The organism is Micromonospora sp. WMMC415 (assembly GCF_009707425.1).
Taxonomy (GTDB): Bacteria; Actinomycetota; Actinomycetes; order Mycobacteriales; family Micromonosporaceae; genus Micromonospora.
Genome location: NZ_CP046104.1, coordinates 5,127,171 through 5,150,660, shown reverse-complemented (window position 1 = coordinate 5,150,660; position 23,490 = coordinate 5,127,171). Strand labels below are relative to the sequence as shown.

General features: G+C 75.0%; 8 protein-coding genes. 6 read left to right on the top strand and 2 right to left on the bottom strand.

The genetic code is table 11. The features are described from left to right. Nucleotides 1-29: 29 nt before the first annotated feature. Genes GKC29_RS24195 through GKC29_RS24175 form a run of 6 tightly spaced genes read left to right on the top strand, consistent with a single transcriptional unit; the run spans nucleotide 30 to nucleotide 18,942 of the window. Nucleotides 30-1,001 (top strand): TauD/TfdA family dioxygenase, encoded by a 972-nt coding sequence (locus tag GKC29_RS24195; RefSeq protein WP_155333013.1) that lies wholly within the window; start codon nucleotides 30-32, stop codon nucleotides 999-1,001. Continuing rightward, entirely contained in the window at nucleotides 998-1,558 is a 561-nt protein-coding gene (locus GKC29_RS29680) for a DUF6817 domain-containing protein (RefSeq protein ID WP_196255704.1), read from the top strand. The genes GKC29_RS24195 and GKC29_RS29680 overlap by 4 nt, the downstream gene beginning before the upstream one ends. A gap of 11 nt (nucleotides 1,559-1,569) precedes the next feature. Continuing rightward, nucleotides 1,570-5,259, top strand: coding sequence for an ATP-binding cassette domain-containing protein (locus GKC29_RS24190; RefSeq protein ID WP_196255703.1), 3,690 nt, complete (start codon nucleotides 1,570-1,572; stop codon nucleotides 5,257-5,259). Further along, nucleotides 5,256-10,970 (top strand): non-ribosomal peptide synthetase, encoded by a 5,715-nt coding sequence (locus GKC29_RS24185; RefSeq protein ID WP_155333011.1) that lies wholly within the window; start codon nucleotides 5,256-5,258, stop codon nucleotides 10,968-10,970. Before GKC29_RS24190 ends, GKC29_RS24185 begins: the two co-directional genes overlap by 4 nt. Beyond that, nucleotides 10,967-18,166: a non-ribosomal peptide synthetase/type I polyketide synthase gene (locus GKC29_RS24180; RefSeq protein ID WP_155333010.1), complete on the top strand. Its 7,200-nt coding sequence runs from the start codon at nucleotides 10,967-10,969 to the stop codon at nucleotides 18,164-18,166. Before GKC29_RS24185 ends, GKC29_RS24180 begins: the two co-directional genes overlap by 4 nt. Further along, on the top strand, nucleotides 18,163-18,942 hold the full coding sequence (locus tag GKC29_RS24175) for a thioesterase II family protein (protein WP_230688790.1): 780 nt from the start codon (nucleotides 18,163-18,165) through the stop codon (nucleotides 18,940-18,942). Before GKC29_RS24180 ends, GKC29_RS24175 begins: the two co-directional genes overlap by 4 nt. 48 nt (nucleotides 18,943-18,990) lie before the next feature. Here GKC29_RS24175 and GKC29_RS24170 read toward each other — a convergent pair whose 3' ends face one another. Both GKC29_RS24170 and GKC29_RS24165 read right to left on the bottom strand, forming a co-directional pair. Further along, nucleotides 18,991-19,731, bottom strand: coding sequence for a GNAT family N-acetyltransferase (locus GKC29_RS24170; RefSeq protein ID WP_155333009.1), 741 nt, complete (start codon nucleotides 19,729-19,731; stop codon nucleotides 18,991-18,993). A 120-nt stretch (nucleotides 19,732-19,851) separates the two neighbouring features. Then, complete coding sequence (locus GKC29_RS24165) at nucleotides 19,852-23,283, bottom strand: family 16 glycoside hydrolase (RefSeq protein WP_155333008.1); 3,432 nt, start codon at nucleotides 23,281-23,283, stop codon at nucleotides 19,852-19,854. Between the last annotated feature and the right edge of the window lie 207 nt (nucleotides 23,284-23,490).

Here is a 23,490-nt window from a genome sequence, read left to right as displayed (position 1 = left end):
CCCCGACGAGCGCAGAACGGAACCCCGACATGGACGACGTGAAGGAATCGTGCCTCTTCCCCGAGCGTGACCGGGTGGCCTGCTTCGAGGCCACCTCGCCCGGGATCTCTCCCGTCGCCTGGGCGACGGACCACCTGGCCCTGCTGAACGAGCGGCTGGACGCGTACGGCGCGGTCCTGCTGCGCGGCTTCGACGCCCCGGACGCCCCGGTGTTCTCGGCCTTCGTCCGCGTCTTCGGCGAGGAGATGGCGGAGTACACCTACCGCTCCACGCCGCGCAGCAAGGTCGGCGACGTCTACACCTCCACCGAGTACCCGGCCAGCGAGGTCATCCCGCTGCACAACGAGATGGCGTACACGAGCGTCTGGCCGCGGCGGCTCTTCTTCTACTCGCACGTCGCGGCGCAGACCGGCGGCGAGACCCCGCTCGCCGACAGCCACGCCGTGTGGCGGCGGGTCCCGGCGGACGTCCGGGAGCGGTTCGAGCGGCACGGCGTGCGCTACGTCCGCAACTACCGGACCGGGCTCGGCGTCTCCTGGCAGGAGACGTTCCCCGGGATGGACCGGGCGGGCGTGGAGGAGTTCTGCCGCGAGCGCGGCATCACCTGGCAGTGGCTCGACGGCGGGGACCTGCGGACCATCGAGACCTGCCAGGCGGTGGCCGTGCACCCGGTGACCGGGCGGACCGTGTGGATGAACCAGGCCCACCTGTTCCACGTCTCGAACCTGCCGGAGGCCACCCGGGAGGCGCTGCTGGAGCTCATGGCCGAGGAGGACCTGCCGCGCAACGCGTACCTCGGGGACGGCAGCCCGATCACCGACGCCGACCTGGCCGCCATCCGTGCCGCGTTCGACGCCGAGGCCCTCGCCTTCCCCTGGCAGGAGGGCGACCTGCTGATGGTGGACAACATGGCCATGGCCCACGGCCGGTCCAGCTTCACCGGGCCGCGCCGGACCCTCGTCGCGATGACCGGGTCGTACGGCAGCCGGGAGGCGTCGTGACCACGGGGTACCCGGAGAAGATCGCCTTCCTGGAGTCGCACGGGGTCGCCGACCTGGCCCACTCCGAGGCCAACCTGCTGGCGCACCTTCGCGGCGTCCACGACCTGCTCGCCGGGTGGGGATCGCGGCCGGCCCTGTGCGACGCCGGGCTCTTCCACTCGGTGTACGGCACGGAGATCTTCCCGACCGGCGCGATCCCGCACGAGCTGCGTCCGGCCGTCCGTGAGCTGATCGGCGCGGAGGCGGAGACGCTCGCGTACCTGTTCGGGACGGTCACCCGCTCCGCGCTGTTCGACGCCGCGTTCGACGGTCCGCCGTTCCTGCTGGAGGACCGCTCCGGCGGGTGCGTCGCCGTGCCTCCCGGCCAGTACACCGACCTCGCCGCGCTGACCGTCGCCAACTGGCTGGAGCAGCGCCCCCGGTTCCCGGAGGCGAGCCGCTTCAACCGGGCCCGCGAGTTCGACGCCATGCGCCCCTACCTGCCCGAACCGGTGCGGCACGCCCTGGAGCAGGCCTACGGCTTCGCTCCGGTCACCGTCGTCCAACCCGTCGCCTGAAACGAGTAGCCGTGGCAATCGACACGCCGGTACGCCCGAGCGCCGAGGGGCACGCGGGGATCGTCTCCCGGGTCTTCATCCACTGGCCGTCGGTCCTGGTGCGGACCGCACTGCGGCGGCCCCTGGAACTCTCCGACAGCCTGACGCCCCCGCGCTACGACCACCTGGAGCGGGTCGCGCCGGTCTTCGCCCGCGCCTGGGCGGCCCGCCGCGGCCGGCCGGACGGGCTGCGGCGCGCCCTGTACCAGACGTACCGGCGGCGGTTCTGGTGGGCGGCGCTGATCTTCCTGGCCTACCAGGCCTGCGCGACGCTCGGGCCGCTGCTGGTACGGGAGCTGATCGCCTGGTTCGAGGGTGACGGCCGGGGACCGGTGGTGGAGGGCCTGCTCATCGCCGCCGGCCTGGCCGGGTTCTACGTCCTCGACTCGCTGACGCACAAGCACCAGTGGTCCGAGGTGTGGAAGACCGCCCACTCCATCACCGCGCTGCTGCGGACGGAGATCCTGCACAAGTACCTGCGGATGGACCGGGGCGCCCGGCTGGCCCACCCCACCGGCGAGGTGATCACCCTCGCCTCGTCGGACGCCCGGCGCGTCGGCCGGGTCGCGTTCACCCACATGGTGTGGGCGGTGCCGCTCGGCATCGCGGGCTCCTGCGTGATCCTGTGGGTGCTGCTGGGCTGGGCCGCGCTCGTCGGCGTGGCGATCCTGATCGCCGGCCTCTGGCTGTCGCACGTGGCCAACGAGCGGGTCTTCGCGCTCGTGCCACCGATCCGGGACGCGAACGGCGTCCGGATCGGACTGGTCAGCGAGTACCTCACGGCCATGCGGACGCTGCGCTCGCACGGCTGGGAGGACGTGGCCGAGCGGGCGGTGGGCCGCGAGCGGGCCGTGCTCAACGAGCTGCTGGTACGGCGGCAGCAGCGCCTCGCCACCCTGTACCTGGTCAACGCCGCCGCGCCGGTGCTCATGGTGATGGCCACGCTGGTCACGTACGCGGCCCTCGGCAACGAGCTGCGGGCGGCGGACGTGTTCGCCGCGATCGCGGTGCTGACCGTGCTCCGGGCGCAGCTCCCGGAACTCGTGCGCTACCTCGACATGCGCAACGAGTGGCGGGTGGCGTTCGGCAAGGTGACCGCGTTCCTGGAGGCGCCGGACGTGACGGCGCCGTCGGGCGTGGACACCGCCGCGGCCGGCACCGTGGACCTCGACGGCGCGTCGTTCGCCTGGCCGGGCGCGGAGCCGGCGACGGCGCCGGTCCTGTCCGGCGTCGACCTGCGCGTCGCGCCCGGTGAACTGGTCTGCGTCCTGGGGCGGGTCGGCAGCGGCAAGTCCGCGCTGCTCGCCGCGCTCGCCGGAACGATGCGTACGGTCGCCGGCACCGCGACGGTCGGGGGCAGCGTGGTCCACCTGCCGCAGCAGCCCTGGATCATGCACGGCAGCATCGCCGAGAACATCCGCTGTTTCGCACCCGAGGATCCCGACCGGTACGCGGCGGTGGTCCGCGCCACCGCCCTGGGCGCGGACCTGGCCGCCATGCCCGCCCGGGACGCGACGGTGATCGGTGAGCGCGGCGCGAACCTCTCCGGCGGGCAGCGGCAGCGGGTCGCGCTGGCCCGGGCCGCGTACGAGGACGCCGACGTCTACCTGTTCGACGACCCGACCAGCGCGGTCGACGACGCGGTCGCCGGCACCATCCTGGAGTCCCTGCTGTCCGACGTGCTCGCCGGCCGTACCCGGATCGTGGCGACCCACCGCCCCGACGTGGCGCGACGGGCCGACCGGGTGGTCGTCCTCGACGGCGGCCGGGTGGTCGCGGCCGGCCGGTTCGACGAGGTGGCCGCCGGAATGCCGGAGCTCCTGCCGGCCGCCGCCGCCGAGGCCGCGCCGCGGACCGGGACGGACACCGCCCCGCTCGACGAGGTGGTCGAGGAGGTCGCCGAGGAACCGGCCGAGGCGGTGCGGACCGGGCGGGTCGACACCGGTACGTACCGCCGGTACCTGCGGGTGCTCACGCCGGGCGCGCTGGTCGTGGTGCTGCTCGGGCTGGCGGTCGGTGGGCAGGCCGTGCTCGGCGGGTCGTCGTTCTGGCTCGGCCACTGGACCGAGAGCGCGGGGCAGGACACGCTGTTCTACGCGGGCGTGTTCGCCGCCATCGGCCTGCTGGCACTGGTGCTCGACCGCGGGCTGTTCAGCTTCGCCTTCGCCCGGGGCGTGACGGCCGGCCAGTCCCTGCACAACTCGATGCTGCACCGGGTCTTCCGGGCCCCGCTGTCGTTCTTCGACCGCAACCCCTCGGGCCGTGTCCTGGCGCGGTTCTCCAGCGACATGGAGACCATCGACCTGGAGCTGCCGGAGACCACGATGGACACCCTCCGGGTGGCCGTCGGCCTGGTCGTCCCGCTGGCCGCGCTCGCCCTCACCAGCCCGCTGATCCTGCTCGCCGCCCCGCTGCTGCTGGTGCTGTTCCTGCGCTGGCAGCGGCTCACCCGGGCCAGCACGGTGGCGGCCTCCCGGCTGTCGAAGCAGGCGAACGAACCGCTGCTCGCCCTGCTCACCGAGGCGGTCGAGGGGGTCAGCTCGATCGAGGGGCGGGACGTGCGGGTCCGCGGCTACCAGGCCGCCTTCCGCGGCCGGGTGCGCACCGCCCACCACGCGGACTACACGGTCAACTCGCTGTCCCGGCACTTCAACCTGCGGCTCGACCTGCTCGGCGCGACCGTGCTGCTCGCGTACGGCGTGCTGATCGTCGTGCAGGGCGGCATCGGCGCCGGGCTGGCCGGCGTCGGGATCAGCTTCGTGTACGCGCTGATGGAGGCGCTGGCCATGAGCCTGATGACCGTGCAGATGATGGACCTCGCCCTGGCCAGTTTCGAGCGGGTCGACGACTACACGAGACTTCCGGTCGAGCGCACCGACGGGCGGCCGGCGCCGGCCGGCTGGCCGACGGCGGGCGACGTCCGCTTCGAGGACGTGACCCTGCGCTACTCAAACGACGCCCCACCCGCCCTGGACGGCGTGTCGTTCCACGTGCCGGCGGGGAGCAAGGTCGGCATCGTCGGCCGGACCGGAAGCGGGAAGTCGAGCCTGTTCACCGCGCTGCTGCGGTTCGTCGACCCGGAGCGCGGACGCGTCCTCGTCGACGGGGTGGACACCGCCACGCTGCGGCTCACCGACCTGCGGGCCGCGGTCGAAGTGGTTCCGCAGGACCCGGTCCTGCTGCCCGGCACGCTTCGGGACAACCTGGACCCCACCGGGGCGTACCCGGACGCGGCGGTCAGCGCGGTGCTCACCAAGGTCGGTCTGGCCGACCGGCTGCTCGGCCCCGACGGCGGCCTGGACCGGACCGTGTCGGCCGGCGGCGGTCAGCTCAGCGCCGGCGAACGGCAACTGCTCTGCCTGGCCCGGGCGCTGCTGCGCGAGGCGAAGATCCTGCTCATCGACGAGGCGACGGCCAACCTGGACGCCGAGACGGACGCCCGGATCCAGCGGCTGCTCTCGGTGGACCTCGCCGGGGCCACCGTGCTCACCATCGCCCACCGCCGGGAGACCCTCGCCGGCGCCGACCTCGTGGTGACGCTGGACGCCGGCCGGCTGGTCCGGATGACCGGGCAGGACCCGGCGGAGGCGCTGCTCGGCACGGTGGCGGAGCCGGTGGGCCCGCGGACCGGACGGGCCGACGTCGGGGAGCCGGTGCCGTGACCGCGGACACGCTCGCGTACTGGCGGGAGCGGCTGACCGGGATGGCCACCCTGGACCTGGTCACCGACCGGGTCCGCCCGGCCGTCCGGCGGCACCGCACCGACCGGGTCGGCCTCACGGTCGACCCGGACACCGCACGCCGGCTGATCGAGGTGAGCGGAGCGCACGGCCTCCCGCCCTTGGTGACCCTCCTCGCGGTCGGGCAGCTGGTGCTGGGCCGGCACGCCGGCACCCGGGACGTCACCGTCGGCACACCAGCCGCCGGCACACTCGTCGCGGTGCGCACCGCCTGGACGGACGACCCGACCGTCGGTGGGCTGCTGGCGCGGGTGGGGGAGGCGGTGCGCGGGGCGGCCCGGCACACCGACCTCCCGCCGGACCGGCTGGCGGAGGCGCTGGGCCGGCCCCGCGACCCGAGCCGCGCCGCGCTCTGCCCGGTGGTGCTCGCCGCCGGTGCCGCCCCGGAATCCGGCGACGTGCCACCCGACCTGACCGTGCTGTGGGACGAGCCCACGCCGGACGGGTTCCGGGGCGCGGTCGGGTACGACCCGGACCTGTTCGACCGGGCGTCCGTGCGGCGGCTCGCCGACCACTACCGGACGCTGCTCGGCAACGCCCTGGCCACACCGGACGCCCCGGTCTCCGCGCTCGCGCACACCACCGCCGAGGAGGCGGCGCTGCTCGCCGCGTGGGGCACCGGGGACGGCGCGGCCGCGGCGTCGAGCGTGCTGGCGGCGTTCCTGGCCCGGGCCGACGCGACGCCGGACGCGGTGGCAGTGGAGTACGGCGCAACGACCCTCACGTACGCCGACCTGCGCGAGCGCGCCGGCGGCCTGGCGGCGGTGCTGGCCGCCCACGGTGTCACCCCGGAGAGCGTCGTCGGCCTGGCGCTGGAGCGATCCGCGCAGCTCGTCGTCGCCATGCTCGCCGTCCTCGCCGCCGGTGCGGCGTACCTGCCGCTGGACCCGGCCCACCCGGACGCCCGACGGGAGTACATGCTGCGCGACAGCGGCGCCCGGCTGCTGCTCGCCGACCGCGACGTGACCTTCGCCGGTGGGCTGCCGGTGCTGCGTCTCGACCGGCCGGTCAGCGCGGCGGCGGGCCGCGCGAGCGCCGGGCCGCCGATCCATCCCGCGCAGCGGGCCTGCGTCCTCTACACCTCCGGCTCGACCGGGCGGCCGAAGGGCGTCGAGATCACCCACGGCGGGATCGTCCGGCTGGTCCGCGACGCCCGGTACCTCCGCGTCGGCCCGGCCGACGTGATGGCCCAGGTGGCGAACACCTCCTTCGACGCGGCCACCTGGGAGATCTGGGGGGCCCTGCTCAACGGCGCCCGGCTGGTCGGTGTCGCCAAGGACGACGCGCTGACCCCCGCCCGGCTGCGTGAGCGCCTGGCCACCCACGGCGTCACCACGATGCTGCTCACCACCGCCCTGTTCCACCGGTGCGTCGACGAGGACCCGGCGATGTTCGCGCCGCTGCGGACCCTCTTCTTCGGCGGGGAGGCCGCCGACGCCCGCCGGGTCGCGGTCCTGCGCGCGGCCCTGCCCGGGTTGCGGCTGGTCAACGCGTACGGCCCGACCGAGGGCACGACGATCGCCGCCACCTGGGACGTGGCGGACCTGCCCGGCGACGCGGCCCGCACCCCGATCGGCCGGCCGATCGGCGGCACCCGGCTGCACGTGCTCGACGACCACGGTCGGGAGACCGGCGTCGGCGTCCCCGGCGAGCTGCACCTCGGCGGCGCCGGGCTGGCGCGCGGCTACCTGGGGCGGCCCGACCTGACCGCCGAGCGGTTCGTGCCCAGCCCGTTCGGCGCCGGGGAGCGCCTCTACCGCACCGGAGACGTGGTGCGCTGGCGGGAGGACGGCCACCTGGAGTACCTGGGTCGCGCCGACCACCAGCTGAAGATCCGGGGCGTCCGGATCGAGCCGGAGGAGATCGCCAGCGTCCTCACCACCTGTCCGGGTGTCCGGGCCGCCGCCGTGGACGTACGCGGGGACGGGGAGGCGCGCCGGCTGGTCGCGTACGTCGTGTCCGACGCCGACCCGGTCCCGGCCGGCGACCTGCGCGCCCACCTGGCCGCGCGGCTGCCCGAGGCGATGGTGCCGGCCTGGTACGTGCCGCTCCCGGCGCTGCCGGTCACCCCGAACGGCAAGGTGGACCGGCGGGCGCTGCCCGAACCGGCCGCGCACCACGGCGTGCGGGCGGCCACGCACGTGCCGCCCCGCGGGCCGGTGGAGGAGCTGGTCGCCGACGTCTGGCGGGACCTGCTCGGCGTACCGGTCGTCTCCGCCGCCGACGACTTCTTCGCCCTCGGCGGCCACTCGCTGCTCGCCGCGCAGATGGTGGCCCGGGTCGCCGCCCGCGCGGGCGTGGACCTCGGGGTCCGCGCCGCCTTCGAGGCTCCGACGCTCGCCGCGCTGGCCGCCCGGGTCGCCGTGGCCCGGCACGGCACCGCCCGGCCACCGGTCCCGCCCGCCGGGGACGGCCCGCACCCGCTGTCGTACGCGCAGCAACGCCTGTGGTTCCTCGACCGGCTCAACCCCGGCCAGGCCGTGTACTCGGTGCCGCTGCTGCTCACCATCGACGGGCCGGTCGACGTCGCCGCCCTCGACGGGAGCCTCCGCGCCCTGGTGGCGCGGCACGCGGCCCTGCGGACCCGGCTGGTCGCCGTCGACGGTGAGCCGCGGCAGGTGGTCGACGAGGAGCAGGCCGTCACCCTCACCGTCGACGACCTGCGCGGGCTGCCCGACGCGGACGAGCGGGCCGGCCCGCTGCTGCGCCGCGACTCCGACGAGCCCTTCGACCTCGCGGCCGGGCCGCTCGCGCGGTGGCGCCTGGTCCGGCTGTCCGACGAACGCTCCCTGCTGCTGGTCACCATGCACCACGCGATCTGCGACGGGTGGTCGGTCGGCGTGCTGATCCGCGACCTCGGGGCGTTCTACGCCGCCCTCACCACCAGGGCGCCCGCCCCGGCGCCGTTGACCGTGCAGTACGCCGACCACACCGGGTGGCAGCGCCGGCTGCTCGCCGGCGAGACCCGCACGGCGCAGCTCGGGTACTGGCGGGACCGGCTCGGCGGCGCCCCCGCCACCCTGGACCTGCCCACGGACCGCCCCCGCCCGGCCGCGCCCTCGCACACCGGCGAGACATTCGGCGTACGGCTGCCCGCCGCGCTGGTCCGCCGGCTCGACGAGCTGGGCCGGCGGCACGGCGCCACCCGGTTCATGGTGCTGCTCGCGGCGTTCCACCTGCTGCTGGGCCGGTACGCGGGCGTGCGCGACGTCAGCGTCGGCAGCCCGGTCTCGGGCCGCACCCGGCCGGAGTTCGACGACCTGGTCGGCTTCTTCGTCAACACGGTCGTCCTGCGGACCCGCTGGCGGGACACCGACACGTTCGCCGACCTGGTGTCCGCCGCGCGCGAGGCGGTGCTCGGCGCGTACGAGCACCAGGACGTGCCCTTCGAGCAGGTCGTCGAGGCGCTGCGCCCGCCCCGCGACCCCAGCCGCTCCCCGCTGTTCCAGGTGATGCTCTCGGCGCAGACCGTGCCGGAGCGGACGACCGCGCTGCCCGGGCTGACGGTCACGGTGGCCGAGCAGCCCGGCCGGGTCGCGAAGTTCGACCTGACCGTGGCCTGGGACGAGACCCCGCTCGACTCGGGCGACCTGCGCGGCACTGTCGAGTACGACGTGGAGCTGTTCGACCGGGACACGGTCGAGCGGATGGCGGAGAGCTACCGGACCCTGCTGGAGTCCGCCGCCGCCGCGCCGGACACCCCGGTGGCCACCCTGGACCTGCTGGCCGGGCCCGAGGAGATCGCCCCGGCCGCGCCGCCCGCTGTCCCGGACGCCGTGACACTGCACGGCCTGGTGGCCGCCGCCGCGGCCCGCTGGCCGGACCGGCCGGCACTCGTCCAGGACGACCGCACCGTCACCCACGCAGAGCTGGCCGCCCGCGCCGCCGCCGTCGGCGCCGGCCTGGCCGCCCGGGGCGTGCGCCCCGGCGACACCGTCGCCGTCCTGCTGGACCGGACGCCGGACTGGCCGGCCGCGCTGCTCGGCGTCCTGCGCTGCGGCGCCGCGTACGTTCCGCTGGACCCGGCCACGCCGCCGGAACGGCTCGCGTACGTCCTCGCCGACTCGTCCGCCGTGGCGGTGCTCGGATCACGGACCGCCGGCCCGCCGTCGGTGGCGGTGCCGTTCGTCGCCGTGGAGGACGTCGCCGCGGCCGCCCCGCCCGCCGGGGAGGCCGCCGGCCCGGGCCACCCGTCGGCGCCCGCGTACGTGCTCTACACCTCCGGCACCACCGGGCGGCCCAAGGGCGTGTGGGTGAGCCACGGCAACCTCGTGCACACCCTGGCGGCGGTCGCCGCGCACTACGCGCTCGGTCCCGCCGACCGGGTGCTCCAGTTCGCCGCGCTCACCTTCGACGTGGCGGCGGAGGAGCTGTTCGCCACCCTGATCCGGGGTGGCGCCGTCGTCCTGCCGCCGGCCGGCCCGGTCCCCGGCCTCGACGAGCTGACCGCCCTGGCGCGCCGGGACCAGCTCACCGTGCTCAACCTGCCGGCGTCGTACTGGCACGAATGGGTCGCCGCGCTGGACCGGCACCCCCCGTCGTCCTGCCCGACGCTGCGGCTGGTCGTCGTCGGCAGCGAGCGGGTCGACGCGGGCCGGCTGGCCCGCTGGCGGTCCGCCGCGCCGAACGTGCGGTGGCTCAACGCGTACGGCCCGACGGAGACCACCATCACCGCCACCGTGCACGAGCCGGCCGACCATGATCCGGCCACCGGCACCGTCCCCGTCGGACGGCCGCTGCCCGGCGTGCGGGCGTACGTGCTCGACGACGGGCTGCGCCCGGTGCCGCGCGGTGTGCCCGGTGACCTCTGGCTCGGCGGCGCCGGCGTCGCCCTGGGCTACCTCGGCGACCCGGCCCGCACCGCCACCAGCTTCGTGCCCGACCCGTGGGGGCCGCCCGGCACCCGGATGTACGGCACCCGGGACCGGGTACGCCTCGGCGTCGGCGGCGTGCTCGAGTTCCTCGGCCGTGACGACGACCAGGTCAAGCTGCGCGGCTTCCGGATCGAGCTGGGCGAGGTGGAGGCGGCGCTCGCCGCGTACCCCCCGGTCGCCGAGGCGGCGGCGCTGCTGCGCGAGGACACCCCCGGCCACGCGGCCCTGATCGGCTACGTGACGCCGCCCGCCGTGGACGTGACGGGCCTCCGCGCGCACCTGGCCGACCGCCTCCCCGGCTACATGGTGCCGGCGGCGATCCTGCCGCTGGAGCGGCTGCCGCGCGGCGAGAGCGGCAAGGTCGACCGCGCCGCCCTACCGCCGCCACGGCTCCCGGCCCCGGCCGGACGTGCCACCCCCACCGGCGAACTGGAGGAGGCGGTGGCGGCGATCTGGCGGGAGGTGCTGGCGGTCCAGCACGTCGGCGCCGACGACAACTTCTTCGACATCGGCGGCCACTCGCTGCTCATGGTGCGGGTGCAGGCGCGCCTGGCCGAGCGGCTCGGGCGCACGGTGCCGGTCGTGGACCTGTTCCGCCACCCCACCGTGCGTGCCCTCGCCCGGCACCTGGCGGCCGGCGGGAGCCCGCCGCCACCGACCACCGGGAATCGCCGGGCCGAGACCCGCAGGACCATCCAGAGGGGACGGACGCCGCGACGACGGTCCGCCGCCCCCCGCAACTCGGGAGAAGAGAAATGACCGAGGGCCGTACGCTGCCCGACACCGCCGTCGCCATCGTCGGGATGGCGCTTCGGGTCCCCGGAGCCGACACCCTGGACGGCTTCTGGCGCAACCTGCGCGACGGAGTGGAGTCCATCACCACCCTCAGCGACGCCGACCTGCTCGCCGACGGTGTGCCGCCGGAGGAGTTCACCCACCCCGACTACGTCCGCGCGCTCGGCGTCCTCGACGACCCGGCGGGCTTCGACGCCCGTTTCTTCGGCTTCTCGGCCCGCGAGGCGCAACTGCTCGACCCGCAGCACCGGCTCCTGCTGGAGTGCGCCTGGGAGGCGCTGGAGCACGCCGGGCACCCGGCGGACACGACCGACGCGGTGACCGGCGTCTGGGCCGGCGTGGGGGAGAGCGGGTACCTGCTGCACAACCTGCTGCCCCACGCCGACCTGGTGGCGCGGGTCGGCGAGTTCCAGACCTCGATCGGCAACGACAAGGACTTCGTGCCGACGCGGGCGTCGTACAAGCTGGACCTTCGCGGCCCGAGCGTCAGCGTGCAGACCGGCTGCTCGACCTCGCTGGTGGCGGTGCACATGGCCGCCCAGGCCCTGCTGGCGGGGGAGTGCGACGTCGCGCTGGCCGGCGGCGCAACCGTCATCCCCCGGCGCCGCGGCCACCGGTACGAGCCGGGCGGGATCCTCTCCGCCGACGGGCACTGCCGGGCCTTCGACGCCGACGCCACCGGCGCGGTACCGGGCAGCGGCGGGGCGGTCGTCGTCCTCAAGCGGCTCGCCGACGCCGTGGCCGACCGGGACGTGATCCACGCCGTGATCCGGGGATCGGCGGTGAACAACGACGGCGCCCGCAAGGTGGGCTTCACCGCGCCGAGCGTGGACGGGCAGGCCGACGTCATCGCCGAGGCGCTCGGCGTCGCCGACGTCGACCCGGACACCATCGGCTACGTCGAGGCGCACGGCACCGGCACCCCCATCGGCGACCCGATCGAGGTGACCGCACTGAGGAGCGCGTTCCACGGGGTGCCGGCCGGCCGGATCGCCCTCGGCTCGGTGAAGACGAACGTCGGGCACCTCGACACCGCCGCCGGCGTGGTCGGCCTCATCAAGGCGGTGCTGGCGCTGAAGGAGCGGGAGATCCCGCCGTCGCTGCACTTCCGCACCCCCAACCCGGAGCTGGGGCTGGACGGGAGCCCGTTCCGGGTCGTCGCGGCCCGCACCCCGTGGCGCGACGAGGTCCGCCGTGCCGGGGTCAGCTCGTTCGGCATCGGCGGGACCAACGCCCACGTCGTGCTGGAGGAGGCCCCGGCGCCCGCACCGCCGGTCGAGGGCCGTCGCCGGCACGTGCTGCCGCTGTCGGCCGCCACGCCCGCCGCGCTCGACGCGTCCGCCGCCCGGCTGGCCGCGTACCTGCGCGCGAACCCGGACGCGCACCTGGCCGACGTGGCGTACACGTTGCAGCGGGGCCGCTGGACCCTGCCGTACCGCCGGGCCGTCGTCGGCGGCGGCCCGGCCGAGCTCGCCGAGGCCCTGGACCGGCCGGCCCCACGGGTCGCGGAGGAGACCGCCACCGACCGCGAGGTCCTGTTCACGTTCCCCGGCCAGGGCGCGCAGCGCAGCGGCATGGCCCACGCCCTGTACGCGAACGAGCCGGTCTTCCGCGCCGAGGTGGACCAGGCGGCGGAGCTGCTGGCCCCGCTGCTCGGCGAGGACCTCCGCCGCCTGCTGTACCCGGCCGACGACGGGCGGCCCGCCGCCGAGGCGAGCATCGACCAGACCCGGTACGCGCAACCGGCCCTGTTCGTCGTCGAGTACGCCCTCGCCCGGCTCTGGCAGGGGTGGGGCGTCCGGCCGGCGGCGATGCTCGGGCACAGCGTCGGCGAGCTGGTGGCCGCGTGCCTCGCTGGGGTGTTCACGCTGCCCGACGCCCTGCGCCTCGTCGCCGCACGCGGCCGGCTCATGCAGGCCGCGCCGCCCGGGGCGATGCTCGCGGTGCCGCTGCCCGAGGTCGAGCTGCTGCCGCTGCTCGGCGACGGGCTGGACCTCGCCGCCGTCAACGGGCCCCGGCAGTGCACGGTCTCCGGTGCGCCCGCCGACGTCGACGCGTTCGCCGCCCGGCTCGCCGCTCGGGGAACGGCCGCCAAGCTCCTGGTCACCTCGCACGCCTTCCACTCCCGGTCGATGGACGACGCCGCCACGGCGTTCGAGACGGAGGTCGCCCGGGTGCCCCGGGCCGCGCCGCAGGTGCCGTTCGTGTCCAACGTGACCGGCACCTGGATCACCGCGCAGGAGGCGACCGACCCCGCGTACTGGGCCCGGCAGCTGCGCGCCACCGTCCGCTTCGCCGACGGCCTCGCGACGGCGCGCCGCCCCGACGCGGTGCTGCTGGAGGTGGGCCCGGGCCGGGTGCTGACCCGGCTCGCCGGCGGTCCCCGGTCGGTTGCCTCGCTGCCCTCGGCGGGCCGGGACGCCGACGCCGAGACCGAGGTGCTGACCGCCGCGGGCGAGCTGTGGCGGCAGGGCGCACCCGTCGACTGGGACGCTCTGCACGGCGAGGTGCCGCCGCGCCGCACCGTCCTCCCGACGTACCCGTTCGAGCGCGAGCGCTGCTGGGTGGACCCGCCCCGCGGCGCGGTAGTGGCGCGGACCGGTGGGGTCGACGGGCTGGCGGTGCGCGGCTTCCGCCGGACCGGCCCGGTCGTGCCGGGCGGTGCGGCGACCGGCACCTGGCTCACGGTCGGGTCCGGCGCCCTCGACCAGGTCGTGGCGCTGCTGCGCGCGGCCGGCACCCGGGTGGTCACCGCCGACGGCGAGCCGGCCGCCGGCGGGCTCGCCGTCCCGCTGCCGGCGGACGAGCGGGTGGCGGGTGTGCTGCTCGCCGCCGGGCCGGACGACCCGCTGGCCACGCTCGCCGCGCTGGAGAGCGCCCTCGCGGCGCGCGGCGACACGTACCCCCGGATCGTGGTCGTCGCCGACGGCGTCCTGGACGTCACCGGCGCGGAGACCCTGGTGCCGGCGCGCGGCGTCCTCGCCGGCTGGGCGACCGGCGGTGTTCCGGGCCGCCGGACGCTGCTCGACGTGGCGCCGCCGGCGTCCCCGGACGCGGCCCGGCGGCTGGCCGCCGCCGTCGCCGCCGAGGTGCGCGCCGACCGTCCCGAGCCGGTGGTGGCCCTGCGCGGGCCGCACCGGTTCGTGCCCGACGTCGAGCCCGTGCCGGCCGCCGCGCCGGCCCGGCACGCCGGCGCGCGGTACCTGCTCGCCGGGGACCCGGAGACCACCGGCACGTTCCGCCGCGCCCTCGCCGCCGCCGGTGCCACCGTCGGTGACCTCGCGGCCGGGACCGCCTCCGCCACCGGCACGGCCGGGACCGCCCTGGTCCTGATCGACGCCGGCGCGCCCGCCGCCGCGGCCCTCGCCGCGCTGGCCGGCGCCCTCGCCGACGCGCGGGCCGCCGGGCCGGAGCTGGTGGCCGCCGCCGAGGTGCACGTCCTGGGCGGCACGCCGGAGGCGCCGCTCGCGGACCGGGTGGCCGGGCACGTCGCGGCGATCCGGCGGGAGGCCGACGTGCCGTGGACGACCTACGTGTGGCCGGCCGGTGCCGGGGCGGCGGTCGAGGCGACCGTCCCCCGGGTGGTGGCCGCCGCGCCCGGCGCCGGCCACGTCCTGGTCACCGCCCTCGACGAGCCGGTGGACGGCACGGCGGAACCGGCCGGCGACGCCCCCCGGTACCCGGATGCGACCGAACGGGAGGTGGCGGCCATCTTCGCCGACCTGCTCGGCGAGTCGGACGTCCCACCCACCGCCGGGTTCTTCGAGCTGGGCGGGCACTCCCTGCTCGCGGCGCAGCTCGTCGCCCAGGTGCGCGGTACCTGCGGGGTGGACATCCCGCTGCGGACGTTCGTCGCCGAGCCGACGGTCCGCGGTCTCGCCGCCGCCGTGCGCGCCGCCCGGGCGGCCGCCGGCGACGCCACGCCGGAGGCGCTGCCGGTCGTCGTCCCGGACCCGGCGGCGGCCGGCCGGCCCTTCCCGCTGACCGACGTGCAGCAGGCGTACTGGATCGGCCGCACCGGCGTGTTCGAGCTGGGCAACGTCGGCATGCACGGGTACGAGGAGTTCGACGTCCCGGATCTCGACGTGCCCCGGCTGGAGCGCGCGCTGCGCCGGCTGATCCGGCGGCACGGGATGCTCCGCGCGATCGTGCTGCCCCACGGCGAGCAGCAGATCCTCGACGAGGTGCCGGACTACGTGATCGTCACCGAGGACGTCCGCGGCCGGCCGGAGGCCGAGGCCACGGCCGTCCTGGAGCGCACCCGGGACGCCATGTCGCACCAGGTCTTCGCCCCGGACCGGTGGCCGCTGTTCGAGCTGCGGGCGACCCTCCTGGACGGTGGCCGGGGCCGGGTGCACTACAGCATCGACGGCCTGATCACCGACGCGTGGGCGTCGAACATCGTGATGCGCGAGCTGACCCGGCTCTACCACGAGCCGGACGCGGAGCTGCCCGAGCTGGAGCTGACGTTCCGCGACTACGTGCTCGCGGCGACGGCGGTCGAGTCGACCGACCGGTACCGGCGTGCCGAGGCGTACTGGCAGCAGCGCGTCCCGACGATGGCGCCGGCGCCGGAGCTGCCGCTGGCGCGCGCTCCGCACAGCATCTCCGCGCCGCGCTTCGCCCGGCTGACCGGCGAACTGCCCGCCGACGCGTGGACCCGGGTGAAGGCGGCGGCGTCCCGGCGCGGCGTCACCCCGACCGCGCTGCTGCTGGCCGCGTACGGTGAGGTGGTCGCCACCTGGTCGAAGACCCGGCGGTTCACCCTCAACCTGCCGATGGCGCACCGGCTGCCGCTGCACCCGCAGGTCGACGCGATCCTCGGCGACTTCACGTCGGTGACGCTGCTGGAGATCGACGCGGCCGGCGCGGCGTCCTTCGAGGACCGGGCGCGGGCCGTCCGCGACCAGCTCCTCACCGACCTCGACCACGGGCTGTTCAGCGGCGTGCGGGTGGCGCGGGAGCTGAAGCGGGTACGCGGCGACGCCGCCGCGGTGATGCCGGTGGTGTTCACCAGCCTCTTCCAGGGCGTCGGCGGGCACCCGCAGATCGGGGAGGTCGTGTACAGCATCTCCCAGACGCCGCAGATCTGGATCGACACCCAGGTGTACGAGCGGGACGGCGCGCTGGTGCTGGACATCGACGCGGTCGAGGACCTGTTCCCCGACGGTCTGGTGGCGGACCTGCACGCGGCCACGATGGACGTGCTGCGCCGGCTCGCGGCCGACGAGTCGCACTGGGCCGAACCGGTGCCGTCGCTGGTGCCCCGCGCCGACCTGGCCGCCCGGGCGGAGTACAACCGGACCGGCGGGCACCTCCCGGCGGGCCTGCTGCACGAGCCGTTCTTCGCCACCGCCGCCCGGGCGCCCGAGCGCCCGGCCGTGATCACGCCGACCCGCACGCTCACGTACGGCGAGCTGGCCACCCGCGCCCGGGTGATCGCCGCCCGCCTCGCCGGGCTGGGCGCACGCCCCGACGACCTCGTCGCCGTGGTGATGGAGAAGGGCTGGGAGCAGGTCGCCGCCGTGCTGGGGGTTCTCGCCGCCGGGGCGGCGTACCTGCCGGTCGACCCGGACCTGCCCGACGAGCGGGTGCGGCTGCTGCTGGCGCACGGCCAGGTCCGCGCCGTGCTCACCCAGGGGCACCTCGCCGACGCCGGGGCGGAGCGGTTCGTCGGCGTGGCCGACGTGCTGCGGGTGGACGAGCTGCCGGCCGACCCCGGTGCCGTGCCGCCGCTGATCGCCACGACCCCCGACGACCTGGCGTACGTCATCTTCACGTCCGGGTCGACCGGCCTGCCCAAGGGCGTGATGATCGACCACCGGGGCGCCCTCAACACCGTCGTCGACGTCAACGAGCGGTTCCGGGTGGGCGAGGACGACCGCGTCCTCGCCCTGTCGTCGCTCAGCTTCGACCTGTCCGTCTACGACATCTTCGGTCCCCTCGCGGTCGGCGGCGCGGTGGTGCTGCCCGAAGCGGCGGCGCACCGCGATCCGGCCGCCTGGCTCGACCTGGTGGCCACGGTGGACGTGACGATCTGGAACTCGGTGCCGGCGCTGATGGAGCTGTTCGTCGAGCACCTGACCGTCCGGGAGGCGACCGACCGGCTGCGGCTGGTGATGCTGAGCGGGGACTGGATCCCGGTCACCCTGCCCGGCCGGATCCGTCAGGTGCTCGGCGGGCCGGAGGTGGTCAGCCTCGGTGGAGCCACGGAGGCGTCCATCTGGTCGATCCTCCACCCGATCGGCGACGTGCCGCAGGCCTGGACGAGCATCCCGTACGGGCGGCCCATGCGGAACCAGACGTTCCACGTCCTCGACGACGCGCTGCGGCCCCGGCCGACCGGCGTGCCCGGGCAGCTCTACATCGGCGGCGTCGGCCTCGCCCGCGGCTACCTGCGCGACGAGGCGAAGACGGCGGCGAGCTTCGTGGTGCACCCGGAGACGGGGGAGCGGCTGTACCGCACCGGTGACCTCGGCCGCTTCCTGCCGAGCGGGGAGATCGAGTTCCTCGGCCGGGAGGACTTCCAGGTCAAGGTCCAGGGCTACCGCATCGAGCTGGGCGAGATCGAGGCCGCGCTCGCGCAGCACCCGGCCGTGCGGGCGTCGGTCGTCGTCGTGCAGGGCGAGCCGCGCGGCGCCCGCCGCCTGGTCGCCTTCGTCGTGCCCCAGGAGGCCGGCGGGCTGCCCACCGACGTGCGGGAGTTCCTCGCCGGGAAGCTGCCCGGCTACATGGTGCCCGGCGCGTTCCACGAGATCGACGAGCTGCCGCTGACCGCCAACGGCAAGGTCGACCGGAAGGCGCTGGTCGTGCCGGCCGAGGCGGACGAGGCGGACGAGGTGCCGTACGTGGCGCCGCGTACCGCCCTGGAGGAGACGGTCGCCGCGGTCTGGGCGAGCATCCTGGGAGTCGACCGGGTGGGCGTGCACGACAACTTCTTCGCCCTCGGCGGGGACTCGCTGCTGGCCATGCGGGCGGTCGTGCACCTGCGCAAGGCGCTCGACGTGCAGGTTCCGATCCGGGTGCTCTTCGACAGCCCCACGCTGGCGGCCGCCGCGCTCGCCATCGAGGACCAGCTCCTCGCCGAGCTGGAGGAGATGTCCGACGAGGAGGCGCACAGCCTCCTGTCCACCGAGCCCGCACTGGAGAACCACCCGTGAACCCCACCGCCACACCCCGCGCCCGGCGCGCCCACGACTGGATCGTGGGCGCGCCCCGCCGCGGCGGCACGCCCACCGTCCGGCTGTTCTGCCTGCCGTACGCCGGGGGTGGCTCCTCGGCGTACGCCGGCTGGCAGGAGGCCCTCGGCGGCGCCGTCGACGTCTGCCCCGTCGAGCTGCCCGGCCGGCAGACCCGGTGGCGCGATCCCGCGTACACCCGGGTGGGGCCGCTGGTCGAGGCGCTCGCGTCGGCGCTGACCGGCGAGCTGGACGTGCCGTACGCCCTGTTCGGGCACAGCATGGGCGGGCTGGTCGCGTTCGAGCTGGCCCGCGAGCTGCGCCGGCGCGGCGCCGGCCTGCCGCGCGTCCTCTTCGTCGCCGGTGCCCTCGCCCCCCAGCTGCGGCGTGCGGCGCCGGACATCCACGACCAGCCGGACCGGCTGGTGGTCGAGCGGCTGCGCCGGCTCGGCGGCCTCGACGAGGAGATCGTGGCCGAGCCGGAGCTGCTCGAACTCCTGCTTCCGACGATCCGGGCCGACTTCTCGATCTGCGAGACCTACGAGCACCGCCCCGAGCCGCCGCTGCCCTGCCCGGTGGTGGCCTTCGCCGGCGACGAGGACGACGAGGTGCCGCCCGAGCGGGTGGCACCGTGGCGCGACCACACGGCCGCGGGGTTCACCCTGCACGTCCTGCCCGGCGGCCACTTCTTCCCCCGCACAGCCCGGGCGGCGCTGCTGACCATCGTCCGTGCGACCCTCTCGCCGTGTCGATCTTGAGGTGAGCGGCGGGGGTTACCTGAACCGCTGACCTCATGATCGACGGGGTCAGAGGGCGTGGCGGACCCAGACGTTCGGCTCCACGTAGACCGCGTTGTCCTGCGCCACGTCGCACCACACCGGTGCCAGGGCGTGCGGCACGTGCACCGGGCCGGTGCGGTCGAACGGCAGGCCGGTCCAGGCGCGCCACTCGGCCAACGTGCCCGGGATCGTCATCGAACGGGGCGCCACGGAGTCGATCCGGCCGCCGGCGCGGACGTGCACCCGCAGCCACGGGTCGACCGGCAGGCCGTCGTCGCGGACGCGGTACGCGTACTCGCTCATCGGTTCGTCCGGGACGGTGTGCTTGCCGCTGGGGCGGACGGGCGCGACCAGCTCGGTGAAGCCGAGGCGGGCGGCGTTGTCCCGCATGGCGGCGAGCATCCGCGCCGAGAGGCCCCGGCCCCGCGCCTCCGGCCGGATGCAGATCTCCAGGGCCGACACCAGGTTCGGCTTCGTGCCGATCAGCCGGTTGATCGAGGCCCGCTGCACGATCCGGTCCCAGCCGCCGGGCGGCAGCGCGTCGGCCGTCCAGGACAGCGGCACGCTGTACGCCCGGGCGACGGCCCGCCCGGGCTCGGCCGGGTCGAGGGCGAGCAGGACGTACTCCGGGTACAGCCGGTCGGCGACCGCGTAGTACAGCGCCGCCATCGGGTCCCAGCTCATGAACTCCGGCCACGCGTCGTCGAAGTCGTCCAGCAGCGGGGCGAGGTCCGGCCGCTCGGCGAGGGTCACGATCTCAAGATCCACGTCGGGCACGGTAGCGACCCGCTGCCGTCCACGCACCCGACTTTCGGCCCAGGTGATTGGAAGGGACCCTTTTACCACCGCAGGCGTTAAGAAGGGTCCCTTCCTTGCATCCGGTGCTGGTTAGGGGAGGGGTTCGATCCAGATGTTGCGGTAGCGGACGTTGGCGCCGGGGTCGCCGTGGTCCTGGAGGCGGATCGGGCCGCCGGCCGCGGTCTCCGCGGCGCCGCCCCCGGTCGGGCCGGTGATCTCCACGTCGTCGTGGACCAGGACGCCGTTCCAGCGGACCGTCACGCGGGCGTTGGCGGTCTTGTTGCCGGCCCCGTCGAAGCGCGCCGCCCGGAACGTGACGTCGTACGTCTGCCAGGTCTCGGGTGCGCCGGCCGCGTTGCTGTCGGCCGCCTTCCGGTCGTAGATCGAGCCGGCCTCGGTGTCGTCCAGCGACGGGTCGCCGTACGAGTCGAGCACCTGGATCTCGTACCGGTCCTGGAGGTAGACACCGCTGTTGCCGCGCGCCTGCCCGGTGACCGTCGACGGGTACGTCGGCTCCCACCACTCCACGTGCAGGGTGAAGTCGCCGAAGCTCTGCCTCGTCCGGATGTCGCCACCGAGCACCTCCATCGACCCGTTCGCCAGCGGCCAGGTGGCGGCGCCGCCGGCCGTGCTCTGCCAGGCGTCCAGGTCGTCGCCGTCGAAGAGCTGGATCCGGCCGGTCGAGCCGCTGACCACCCAGTGCTGGTGGGCGCCGCCGGCGTACGTCCAGATCTGGACCTGGGTGCCGTCGGCGCTGGACCCGCCCGCGGCCTCGAGCACCTTGCCCGACTGCGGGTTGAGGATCGAGCCGTTGGCCTGCGGCCGCCACACCTGGGAGCCGGTGCCGTTGCAGGTCCACAACTGCACCCTGGTGCCGTTCGTGGTGCCGCCGTTCGCGACGTCCAGGCACTTGCCGAGAGCCTGGTACGTCTCCCCGACCCGGGTCCACTTCTGCGCGTTGGTGCCGTTGCAGGTCCAGAGCTGGATCTTCGTGCCGTCGGCGGTCGCCGAGTTGCTGACGTCCAGGCACTTGCCGCCGGTCCCGGTGATGGTGCCGGTCCCGCCGCCGGCGCCACCCGGCCCGTACACCTCGAACTCGTAGATCCGGGCGGCGACGTCGGTGGTGCTGGTCGGCGCGGTGATGTTCAGCCGGACGTAGCGCGCCGCGACGGCCGTGACGTCGTGTGTGGTGGTGCTCGCCGTGTTGCCCGTCACCGTCGTGCGGGTCGTCCAGGTCGACCCGTCGGTGCTGGTGGCGATCGTGAAGTCCTTCGTGTTCCAGGCGGTGTTCTCGCCGCCCGCGCCGGCGTGCCGCACCACGAACCGGTTCACGTCGCGGCCGGCGCCGAGGTCGACCTGGAGGTGTTTGGTGGCGCCCTTCGAGCACCACTTGTCACCGTTGCCGCCGGAGACGCTGCCGTTGACGGCCTTCTCCGGGCCCTCGGTCGCGGCGCAGGAGCTGTCCGCCGTGGCCGGCCGGTTCAGCGCCAGGTTGGTGCCGCCGGTGGGCGGGGGCGTGCTGCCCGGGATGGCGTTCAGGGTGTACCACGCCTCGGTGCTCCACAGGGACTGGCCGGTGGACGACGTGAACGGCCGGGGTGAGCGGACGTACACCACGTGCCCGGCCTTGCGACCCGGGACGGTGAGGGTGACGGTCTTGCGGTCGGCGGACAGGGTGGCCGACGAGACGGTCAGCGTCTGCTCGTCGATCTTCGGGCCGCCGTAGGCGGCGGTGGGCTGGTAGCGCCACTGCTTGACCCGGTAGCGCGCGGCGAGGTCGGTCGCGGTCTCGGTGGACAGCGGCTGGGTGTACTCGAGCTGGAATCCGCCCTCGGTGGCGCGCATGGCGAGGATGTCGAAGGCCGTGGTGCCGTTCGGGGTGAGTTTCTGCAGGCCGTACGCCAGCTTGCCGCTCTGGCCCCAGTTGCCGCCGGCGCCGAGCCCGCCGACGTAGATGGCGCCGTCCGGCCCCAGGTGCACCTCGGAGACGCCGGCCTCCAGACCCTGGGTCATCCGGAACAGCGCGCCCTGGTACTCGCCGTTGACCTTCTCCAGGTACGCGCGCTGGAGCCCGCCGTACGTGACGTCACCGATCAGCAGTTGCCCGGCGAAGGTGCCGCTGGGCACCAGCACGGGGGCGCTGGGGGAGTTGGCGATCTCGTTCTGCGGCATCCACAGCACCGGTGGGGTGACCGGCCTGGTGTCGAACGGACCGGCCGGGTTCATGTAGTGGTTGAAGAACCGGTCCTGCTTGACGTGCAGCAGTTTCGACGAGGGCAGCCAGCCGCCCTGGTTGTCGGTGACGAAGATGCCGTTCTCCGGCCCCCAGCCGATGCCGTGCGGCGTCCGCAGGCCACCGGCGACGTACGAGACGGCCCCGGTGTCCTTGTGCACCCTGATGGTGGTGCCCCGGTTGGGGGCCGGCTGGGGATCGGTGGTGGCACCGCCGTAGTTGATCGACACGGAGAGGTTCAGGTAGAAGTACGGCGCCTGGTAGAGCAGGCCGAACGCGAACTCGTGGAAGTTCCCGCCGTACGGCCAGGTGGCCACGGTCTGGTACTGGTCCGCGACCTCGTCGCCGTTGGTGTCCACCAGCCGGGTGAGCCGCTGCTTCTCCGACACGTGGACGACACCGTCGACGACCTTCAGGCCCATCGGCTCCTTGAGGTTGTCGGCGATCTTCTTGGTGGTGACGTTGCCGGGCCCGGTGGATCCACCGGTGTTGCCCAGGATGTACACCTCGCCGTCCTGTGAGGTGCCGGACTGGTCGTTGCCGCCCCAGGTGGCGATGACCAGCCGGCCGTCGGCGAGCCAGTCCATGCCGGTGACCTTCGGTTGGAAGCCGCTCGGCCGCAGGTTGGTGAGGCTGTAGCCGGGGTGGACCCCCGCCAGCGGCAGGCCGTCGCCGGGCGAGTCGAAGACACCTTCGCACTCCTTGCGGCCCGGCGACGTCACCCGCACCACGCCGGCGTCGGTGCTCAACGCCGAGTTGGGCACGAGCGTGAACGTCGACGAGCCGGGGGTCCGCCACTCCAGGGTGATCTGCTGGCCGCCGTCGCGCTCGAAGTGGTCGAGGCGCAGCGGGTGCAGCCCGGCCGCGAGGGTGAGCGTCCCCTCCTTCGGCGTCGGGCCGTGCAGGCCGTCGTGGTCGACGACGACGGTGCTGCCGATGGTCAGCTTCGAGCCGTCGTCGCTGGTGAGCCGGAACGTGTAGGAGCCAGCCTGGGTGACGTTCAGGTTGCCGAGCACCTGCGTCACGAAGCGGTCCTCGAAGCCGAAGTCGCTGCTCGACGTCCAGTTGATCGTCGGCATCAGCCGGTCGACGTTCGGAGTCTGGCCGGGCTTCAGGGTGCAGAGTTCGTCGAGCGGCACCTGCACGTCGTACACGCGCAGGGTGACGCCCGGCTCCTGGGCGGGTGGTGCCGCCGCCGCCGGTGCCGCCGGCAGGCCGGTGGCGGCGAGGACGAGCGCGGCCGACGTCAGGACGGGGCTGCGGAATCGGCGCAGCAGCCAGTTGCCCATCGTTCCTCCTGGGACGCAGTAGGGGTGAGGCGACGGCCGACCGCGGGAGTCGTGGTGGGGGAGGGCGGTGACCGTCGAACCGGAGCCAGGTGGTGATCGGAACGCCGACCCGGGTCGCCACCTGAACGCGGGGTGATGAGCCGAGACATTAGACCAGACGACGACATCTTTCGATCAATTCACCAGAAGTTCTAGCCGGCTGAGCGA